The organism is Rubrivirga litoralis, assembly GCF_031846415.1.
Taxonomy (GTDB): domain Bacteria; phylum Bacteroidota; class Rhodothermia; order Rhodothermales; family Rubricoccaceae; genus Rubrivirga; species Rubrivirga litoralis.
Genome location: NZ_JAVRHT010000059.1, coordinates 1 through 8922, shown reverse-complemented (window position 1 = coordinate 8922; position 8922 = coordinate 1). Strand labels below are relative to the sequence as shown.

The window sequence follows — 8922 nt, the reverse complement described above, 5'->3', positions numbered from 1 at the left end:
GTCAACGATCGATGGACCCATAACGCGGCCATCACAAATTCCACCTACAGCACAGCGGGCATTGATTAGCCCCCAGCCTATCTCTGAACTTTTGCCCCTATTTTCAGCATATCTATTTGTAGACTTTCTCATGCGTTCTAAAACTTGATCTCTACTTAGACTGGGATATTTGCTCCAAATAAGCGCAGCTATACCGCTTGTAAGTGCCGTTGATCCTGAACTACCACCGAAGCTAGATGTTTGTCCGTCATCTGAACCTGTCGTAATTCCGTTAGTATAACCCATAAATTGGACTCTAGTATCATGGCTGCAATCGCTGATGCCGTCATCGCATGGGGTAACGCCGTCCAAAGTTCCTGTAACTGCCGTGACTTCGGGTAGGTAGGCAGGAAATATTACATTCTCGTTTGGTACGCTAGTACCCGCAGCGCCGATGAACATTCTACCTTGTAGATACCAATGTTCTATCTCCCTTTTAACTGATGTATTGCTGTCCCAGTATCCAAAGGCCATATTTATAATTTTCGAATGAGTCGCGGCTTTATTAATGCCATCTACGATCTCACCCCACTGTCCCCATCCATCTACAACTTTATCAACACCTCGAACAGCATAAGCACTTGCACCGTAAGCGACGCCAACGATGTTCTCGCCGTCTCGGGGTGCTGTAGCAAGCCCCAACGACTTCGTACCATGACCACAAGTGTCGTGCCATGGTGGAAGCCCATCACCGACTGCCTCTCCGTTCACATCTGAGAAATCATGAGTGACATTCCGTGATACGGGACCTCTTCCAAAACTTCCGTTGAGTTGAGACTGAGAATAGCTCGTTCCTGTGTCTACCACTCCCACAGTTACCCCTGCTCCGTTGGAGAATTTCCAAGCATCATCAACGTTGTGCCTTAAGAACGAATAAGGAACTATGTCGCCCTCAAGCAACATGCCGTCGCCTCCACCTGGGCTAGAACCGGAACTTGATGACGAGCATCCTCCCGAAGGTCCCGACGAAAGGAAGTTATCGAAAGGGAACGACGCCGGCTCAACATATTCAACGACCGGTGACCGCCGTAGAGTAGTGATCTCGTGGGAGCCAGCCAGATGAACCTGTACAAAGGGCTGGATGTCGCTCAGGTACTCGACCTCTACGTTTAGGTCGTCGATCTTGCGCCGAAGCCCATTCCAGAGTCCCTTTGGAAGGTTCAATCGGCCTTTAGAGTGCGCTACTCGTCGCCCCGGCTCTTTGAGTCCGACAAGGACGGTACTATCCATGGAGGCCACATACTTCCACAGTTCATCGTCGCCCATTCGAGCCCACCGCGTGAGTCCGTCGTCGGCCGTTCCCAGGCTAGCTGTCTGAGCCGCGGTGGTTCCCACGGGACCATCTAGATCAGGAGGAGGGCTGAGCGAGCCGGAGTCACAGCCGGCAATTCCAACTAGGGAAACAGCGGCTATCAGTGAGTAGCGGATATGGATCATCATTTGATATTTTTATGAATTATAAGTATATTGAATGACCTAGTAGTCAATTGTGAATATTTGATACATAAAATCTTCACTTTGATTATCCCTAAAGCAAATATAAACAAAATGATGAACTATCTGTCCATTTTGTCTCTGCGCGCCACCTGGTTAACCCTGACCCTGCTCTTGCTTGCCTTTGGGTGCGATACGTCCGGCAGTTCCGATGGCAACGGCAGGATCTACTCCGGTGGCCAGGTATACGGAGCTGCGGTCGCCCTCGATGGCGACCGCGCGGTCGTCGGCGCCTTCGGATCGGATGACGCATTCGTCCTCCTACACAGCGGGGACGGGTGGGGCACGGAGGACCGCCTTAGCCCCCCCCCCGGGCTTCCCAATGACAATCGGGGGGTCGATGCCTACTTCGGGCAGGCCGTCGACATCGACGGGGATGTCGCCGTCGTCAGCGCGCTCGTGAGCGGCGTGGCGGCGCGGAATGTCCCGGGCCGGGCGTTCGTGTTCGAGCACGCGGGCGGGGTGTGGACTCGGACCGCGGATCTCCAACTGGAGGGGCCACCTCGTGCCTTCTCCGAGTCTGTCGCCGTCTCCAGTGGTCGGGTCGCGGCCTCGGCGAGCGCGGAGACGGTCCCAATCACCGAAGAGCTGGTCAGCCCCGCCGCCATCGTGATCTACGAGCGGTCGGGGGCCGGGTGGGCCGAGACGTCCCGGATCGAGGAGACGGAGTACGAGAAGGGGACGGGGCTCGGTGGCCCGTCGTCCTTCGGGTCAGGTCTCGCGCTCGACGGCGACCGGGCCGCCGTGGGGTCCCCGGGGCAGACGGTCGAGGGAATCCGGGATGCTGGCGTCGTCCGCGTGTTCGAGCGCTCGGGGGCCGGGTGGACTCTCTCAGCCTCGCTCTCCCCACCGTCGCCCCGGACGAACGACAGGATGGGCGCGAAGATCGCGCTTGACGGACCGATCCTCGCGGCCTCGGCGGAGGGTCGCAGCCTCGACGGGGCCGTCGGGGGCGGGTCGGCGTTTGTGTTCGAGCAGAGTGGAGGGGGCTGGGCAGCGGGAACTGAACTCCGCCCATCCAGCCTCACGCCGGCCGACAGCTACGGCCGTTCGATCGCCGTGAGCGGGGACCGTGTAGCCGTGGGGGCAATCGGTCGGGCTCAGGGCCGGGGGTCGGTGTTTGTCTGGGTCCACCGAGCGTCAGGAGCGTGGGAGCAGGAGGTAGAGCTTTGGCCCGACGGGCTCGGTCCAGGTTCCTTGTTCGGAGAGTCGGTAGCGCTTGACGGCGACCATCTCCTGGTGGGTGCAATCGCCGACGAGGATGGTGCCGTCTATGCATTTCGCCGGGGATCTGGGGGGTGGGTTCCTGATTAGAAGGAGCGACATTGTGCTCCTCTGATCAGCTGTATGACGGTTCAACCCTTGACGGGAGAAGCGGCAGAGCGAGCAAGTGGATGTAACACATCCCGACCGCCCCGCTCCGGGTCCGGCGTCGTAGGTTGGGGGAGGCCGGCGGGCGTTTCGCGACGAGCGCTCAACGCCGGGAGCCCGAGTCCGAGAGCCCCCCCGCGCCGGTAGCGGCGCCCGTGATCATGGCCGTCGAGAAGAGCGTGGTCCGGTCGGTGAGGTTCAGCCCCGAGGAGTGGGGCCGCGTCGAGCGTTGGGCCGGGGAGGCCGAGGTGAGCCCATCGCGGTACGTCCGCGAGGCGACGCTTCGGCGGCGGCCGCAGGCGAGGCCGGCCGGGGTCCGAGCCGACGCGGTGACGGCGCTGAACCGGGTGGGCGTCAACCTCAACCAGCTCGTCCGGCTCCTCCACCAGGCCCGGCGGGACCACGCGGCGGCGGGGGGCGCTGCCGCCGGCGAGGCGGCTCGGAGAATGCGTAGCACTGGAACAGATTTGGGCGCTAACCGCCGGCTGGCCCCCTTATCAAGAAGGCTGGGCTCCCAAAGCCTCCGAGAAGGGCGATCTGAGGACGTAGGGCAGGGGGGAGGCCCCCGTCAAGAAGGGAGTCCTTCCTGACAACCCACCCTCAGCGAACCTGCCTCTATGCCCCGTTGGGCGCGCTCGACTGCCCAAAGCGCCCAGATCCGTTCCGGCGCTACAAGAACCCCGGCTCCCGTCGGGATCCCTGTGGGGACTCCAGGGACGGTGACGGCGGCCGAGGTCGAGGGCGTGCTCGCGGAGCTCGTCGTCGTGCTCGACCGGGTGGCCGGGCCGGCGGGCTACGGTGACGACGTCGGCGGCGCGGACAGCGGCGGCGCGTTCGCGAGGGCGGAGCCGTGATCGCCTCGACGTCGAGCGGGGCCAGCTTCGGCGCTTTGGGGTCGTACCTCGAGCGCGGCAAGGGCGACGTCCCGGCCGAGGACCGAGTGGCGTGGGTCGAGAGCGCCGGCGTCGTCCGCGACGTCGACGGGTCGGTCCCGGTCGGCCGGGCCGTCCGGGTCATGGAGGCGACGGCGGCCCAGAACCCCCGGTGCACGGAGCCTTGCTACCACGTCTCGATCTCGTTCGACCGGCGGGACCTGCCCGGCGGCGTGGGCGACCCGGAGGCCCGCCGGGTCATGCTGGGCGTGGCCGGGGACACGCTCCGGGACCTCGGTCTGAGCGAGCACCAGGTGGTCGTCGTGGCCCACGGCGACAAGAAGCACCCCCACATGCACCTCAGGGTGAACCGGGTCCACCCGGAGACCGGGAGGGCGTGGGACCGCTGGCAGGACCGGGTCAAGCTGGAGCGGTCGCTCCGCGTCCAGGAGCGCGCGCGGGGCCTGAGGGAGGTGCCGGGCCAGCTTGGGCGGCTGGAGGGGCAGGCGCGGCCGCCGAGGGGTCTCTTACGGGGCGCGCAGCGGGCGGCGATGCGGGAGGCCGAGCGGATGGGGGAGCGCCCGCCGCTGGAGGCGGCGCGGTCGGCGCTCCGGTGGGAGTTCCGGGAGGCGAAAGGGTGGGACGACCTGGAGGGCCGACTCGCGAAGGAGGGGTACGTGCTTCGGGCGAAGGGGCGTGGGCTCGTGGTCCGGGACGAACGGGGCCGGGAGGTGAAGGCGTCGGCTGTGGCCCGGGAGGGCGGGCGGGGCCAACTGGAGAAGCGGTTTGGGGAGGGGTGGCGGGAGCACCGGGGGCGGGTCGAGGCGCGGACGGGGCCGGTGCCGTCCGGGCTCTCGCCGCACGGGGAGGCGGCGCTGAGGACGCACCGGGAGGCCGAGGCGGTGAGGGCGCTGTGGGTGGGGGTCCGGGCGTCGCAGGGCCGGATCGAGCGGTTGCAGCGGACGGTGTGGGGGCACCAGGAGCGGCGGTACGCCGTGGCCGCGGCTCGGAACGCGTTCCGGGACGGGCTGACGGCGGCGTACCGGGACCCGGCCGGGGCCGAGCGCCTGTTCCTGAGGCTGGTGGCGAAGGAGGGGGACCGGCGGGCGGTCGGGGAGCTGGCGCAGCGGCCAGAGCGGTTCGGGGCGCTCCGGGAGACGGAGCATCGGAAGTGGGGGGGGGCTCTCAGTCGAGCGGCGGACAGACGGGGCGCGGGCGGCGGCGGGGCGGGCGGCCGAGGCGGGGGGCGCCTACCTCGGGGAGTGGCGGTCGTTCGAGGAGGCGAAGGAGCGGGACCCCCGGGCGCTCCGGGAGGCGCAGGCGGCCCACGGGCGGGTGGTGGCCCCGCTCCGGGGCCGGCCGGGGGAGCGGGAGCTCGGGGAGCGGCTGGGGGCGCTGGGGCGGGGGGTGACGGGGGCGGACCGGGCGGTCTTGGGGCGGGCGATGCCGGGGGCGCTGAAGGCGGTCGAGCGGGCGGTGAAGGTGGACCTGGAGCGGGGGTACGACCTCGGGCGGTGAGCGTCCGGGCCGCATGGTCCGTTATTGGTAAAGGAGGCGGTGTTTGGAGCCCCTCAGGCGGAGCCGACCGCTTTTTTGTGGGAGCGGTGTCCTCTCCAGGGTGGGTTTGGCGCCTTTCGTCTGTGAGCCCCCCTTGCCTACGATGCCTGGTCGAACCCGCCCCGCCCCCACGACGCCGACCGTGAGACCCAGCCCGCCGCCGGCGCCCCCCGCCCTACCTTCCGCCGGTACCCGGCCTTACACCGCCCCGGCCATGACTGACCCTGTTAAACTTCTCCTCCGAGAGCCGTTCAGCCGGTTTTCCCGCCGTTACCTCAAGATGGTAGCGGCCGGAGATCTCACTCCTGGAGACCTCCTCATCTTGCTGTTCGTCGCGGACCGCACGGTGAGCTGGCGCCGGCTCTGGGAGGAGCTTTCGTACTCCGACTTCGAGACGGGGACGGGTTTAACTCGGAAGGGGATCGCGGGCATCGTCAAGAGGCTCGTCGCCTTGGACCTCCTCGTCCGCAAAAGGGTGGGGCAGAGCTACGCCTACGCCCTCGTCCCTAACTCGATGACGGGTCTTCAGGTGCTCGCCTCGGACCGGTTGAGGAGTGTGGATAACTCGGATCAGCTAGTTACCTCAGGTAACCAGTACCAGTTACCTCAGGTAACCACTTCGGCCGATCTGTCCTATATAGACCCTAAGAAGGAATTAAGAAGGGAGCGGCCCCCAGTGGACAAAGGCTTGAAGGGGAAGGCAGCCCACGACTGCGCGGACTGCCACGGAGAGGGATGGATAGTGGCCACCCTCTCCGACGGGTTCACCGAGGCGGTGTCCCGCTGTCCATGCGTCGACCGACCGGGAACCCCAAGCTGACGCCGACCCATGAGAACTGACGACGCTCTCACAGCCTCTGTGACGCAAGCAAAAGAGCTAGGGGTACCCGCCGTCACATTTGACAGCCGAACGCAACAGAGGCGAAGCTGGAGCCTGTAGGAGCGATGCCTAGCGGTTTGGTCCGACAGACCAATCACCCGTCGGCATCAATGTGACGGCTGATAACCCCTATGAGGTAGTCCTGCTGGCTCCGCCCGCTCTGGGCAACGGACACCTTCAACCGTCGGTAGAGGTCGAGTGGGACGCGGACGGAGATCTGCTTGAGCGCAGGCGGCTCCGGTGGTCTGGTCTCGGTCTCAGACTCTGGCCTGGGTGGCTTCGACTCAGGAGCTGAGCTTGGGATGAACCCAAGGGGATCATCGTCGAGCCCGTTGAGAGGGTTGTTCAAGCCGATCGTCCGGCGCTTGGGGGTAGATGTTCTGCTGCTCATCGCTTCCGGGTCTTCTTCGTAAGGGTCTCGGCGACCTCCTCGGCAACCTGGTAATAATCCTCAGCCCCCGTCGACCGCGGGGCGTAATCGAACACGGGCTCGGCATGGCTGTAAGCTTCGGCGATCGACACGTTCTCACGGACGTACGTCTTCAGGCAGTTGCCCCCGAACCTGTCCCGGAGCTCCTTTTGGACTTCTCGTGAGTGGTTCGTACGGGCATCTACCCGGCAAGCCAGGACACGGACGGGCTGGAGCCCGGGGTTGAGGCCCTCCTTCACCTTCTCCACCGTCTGGAGCAGTTGGGCGAGCCCGGCGAGGTTCATGACGTGAGCGGCCACAGGGGTGAGGACGGAGTCAGCCGCGGCGAGGGCGTTGACTGTAAGGATCCCGAGCCCGGGGGCCGTGTCGAGCACGGCGAAGTCGTAGGAGTCGAACTGGAGTTGGCTGAGAGCCTTCCGAACCATCGTCTGGGGAACGACTTCGTCTTTGATCACGCGGTCGATCCCGTGGAGCCACTGACTCGATGGCGCCAACGCAAGTCTGTCCCAAGGAGTCGGCTGGACGACGTCAACGAACGGAGTCTCCCCACCAGCCCCGAACCACTCGTAAAGGCTTCGGCCACCTTCGACCCCGAGCCAACTCGTCGCGTTGGCCTGAGCGTCGAGGTCGATGAGAACGACACGGTGACCTTGGAGGGCGAGCGCAGCCGAGAGGTGGACGGCTGTAGTGGTCTTTCCGACCCCCCCCTTCTGGTTCGCGACAGCGATGGTATGCATCCGGTAAGATGGTAGCGTTCTACCAATATACCAAACTATAACGGTAGCGTGCTACCAATCTACCATCCGGGTGGACGCTCAGGATTAGGTCAAAGTGCTGCCGCTCCTCCGGCTCAGCCTTCGGCGAACGTCGGGGACCGTTGGCTCTCGCACAGCTCCCGGCCCGTCTAGCCCGTTTGCGGGACATCTCCTTTGATGGTAGGTGCGCCGTTGGCGTACCTTGGGGGGCACTCCCCTCCTCCATGCTCTCGTTCATCGAGCTCCGTCCGTTCACCGCCCGGCTCCCGGGCCGACTCTCCGACGAGGCCTACCGGCTCCTCCAACTCCACCTCATCGAGCGGCCCGACGCCGGCGCCGTCATGAAGCGGACCGGCGGGTGGCGGAAGGTCCGGTGGGCTGACCGCGGCCGGGGCAAGAGCGGCGGCGTCCGCGTGATCTACCTCTACCGCGCCGCCTCCGGCCGGGTCTACCTCGCCGATGTCTACGCCAAGAACGAGAAGGACACGCTCTCACGGGCTGAGGAAGACGCCCTCCGCAAACTCACTGACGTCCTCGACTAGGATCCACTTTAGGACCCCCTCCACCAGCCGTAGGCCCCATGACCGACAGCCCCGATATGGAGACGTACCCGGACACCCCAGGTGGGCGGCTCCTCGCCGCCGCGGCTGAGATGGTCGCCATCGAGCGCGGCGAGCGCGCCCCGGCCGTCGAGCGGGTCTACGACGGCCCGGTCCTCATCGAGGTCCGGGAGCGTGGGGAGACCACCTGGCGGCTCGCCGACGTCTGCCTCGAGGTCGACCCGGCCGACTCCCACGCCGTCCGAGACGGCCTGAGGCAGTCGCAGGAGGGGATGGCCGCGCTCCTCGGCGTGTCCGTGGCGACTGTGCGGAACTGGGATCAAGGGCGGCGGGCGCCACGCGGGCCGGCGAGCCAGCTCCTCCGGGTGGCCGCGCGGCACCCCGGGGCGCTCCTCGATCTCGACCGGCGCTCGGCCACGGCGTAGCGCGAGCGTTATCGGCCGGTGCCCGGAGCCTCGGTCTCGGGTAGATTTAGGCGCGGCGCCTCTATAGCCTCAGTTCCTAAGCGGCGTCTCCCGACACCAACGCCGATTCCAGACTCCTAGAGGGGTCGCCGCGCGCCGATACTTGCGATAACCCCCCCTATGGCGCGTAAAGCCGCCCCTGAGAGCTAGCCCATCACGACGAGCCTCATCAGCAAGGCTCACCGCATAAAGCAGTCGGACGGTCCTTCATCCTGCCAGTCGACTACTAGCACATAAATTGGGTCTCACAGCCTGGAGGGCTATTGCTAGCTCTAACCAGTACGGCATGGCTGGCTGAGGCAGTATGGCCGTACATGGTATCGGTCACTCTTAAGCTGTAAGTCACAACCCTTTGATTGTTGTACTCGGGAGCAATGGTCACGTTATATGTAACAGAGTTAGCGCCACTGATAGCAGTTTGATCGACGTACCACTGGTATGACACTGAACGCCCATTAGTTTGAAACGATGATGAGATAGTATAGTTGCCAGGGGTGTCA

9 protein-coding genes and 1 pseudogene are annotated in these 8922 nt (G+C 65.0%); 8 read left to right on the top strand and 2 right to left on the bottom strand.

The genetic code is table 11. The annotated features are described in order from the left end of the window. On the bottom strand, window positions 1–1479 hold a 1479-nt coding region (locus RM540_RS15675), incomplete at its 3' end, for a S8 family peptidase (protein WP_311665852.1). A gap of 108 nt (window positions 1480–1587) precedes the next feature. Between RM540_RS15675 and RM540_RS15670 the strand changes: the two genes are divergently transcribed. The 6 genes and pseudogenes from RM540_RS15670 to RM540_RS15655 all read left to right on the top strand — a co-directional run bounded on the left by RM540_RS15670 (window position 1588) and on the right by RM540_RS15655 (window position 6153). Next, entirely contained in the window at window positions 1588–2847 is a 1260-nt protein-coding gene (locus RM540_RS15670) for an FG-GAP repeat protein (RefSeq protein ID WP_311665850.1), read from the top strand. Between the two features lie 218 nt (window positions 2848–3065). Next, window positions 3066–3494, top strand: a complete 429-nt coding sequence (locus tag RM540_RS16540; protein WP_432280812.1) for a plasmid mobilization protein — start codon at window positions 3066–3068, stop codon at window positions 3492–3494. Window positions 3495–3605: 111 nt separating this feature from the next. Then, window positions 3606–3758: a hypothetical protein gene (locus RM540_RS15665; protein ID WP_311665848.1), complete on the top strand. Its 153-nt coding sequence runs from the start codon at window positions 3606–3608 to the stop codon at window positions 3756–3758. After that, a pseudogene (locus RM540_RS16535) lies at window positions 3755–4558 on the top strand (relaxase/mobilization nuclease domain-containing protein); the annotation flags it as partial. The gene RM540_RS15665 and the pseudogene RM540_RS16535, both read left to right, overlap by 4 nt. A 556-nt stretch (window positions 4559–5114) precedes the next feature. Continuing rightward, window positions 5115–5294 (top strand): hypothetical protein, encoded by a 180-nt coding sequence (locus RM540_RS15660; protein WP_311665846.1) that lies wholly within the window; start codon window positions 5115–5117, stop codon window positions 5292–5294. Window positions 5295–5547: 253 nt separating this feature from the next. Then, window positions 5548–6153, top strand: a complete 606-nt coding sequence (locus RM540_RS15655; RefSeq protein ID WP_311665844.1) for a MarR family transcriptional regulator — start codon at window positions 5548–5550, stop codon at window positions 6151–6153. Between the two features lie 447 nt (window positions 6154–6600). On the opposite strand, the gene RM540_RS15650 is transcribed toward RM540_RS15655, so the two are convergent. Continuing rightward, the gene (locus RM540_RS15650; RefSeq protein ID WP_311665842.1) at window positions 6601–7380 is read right to left on the bottom strand and encodes a ParA family protein; all 780 of its coding nucleotides are present in this window, start codon (window positions 7378–7380) and stop codon (window positions 6601–6603) included. A gap of 242 nt (window positions 7381–7622) precedes the next feature. Here RM540_RS15650 and RM540_RS15645 point away from each other — a divergent pair, with 242 nt between their 5' ends. Both RM540_RS15645 and RM540_RS15640 read left to right on the top strand, forming a co-directional pair. Further along, a complete protein-coding gene (locus RM540_RS15645; RefSeq protein WP_311665840.1) occupies window positions 7623–7940 on the top strand; it encodes a type II toxin-antitoxin system RelE/ParE family toxin in 318 nt (105 codons plus the stop codon). Window positions 7941–7978: 38 nt separating this feature from the next. Next, window positions 7979–8383: a helix-turn-helix domain-containing protein gene (locus RM540_RS15640; protein ID WP_311665838.1), complete on the top strand. Its 405-nt coding sequence runs from the start codon at window positions 7979–7981 to the stop codon at window positions 8381–8383. The last annotated feature ends 539 nt before the right edge of the window (window positions 8384–8922 follow it).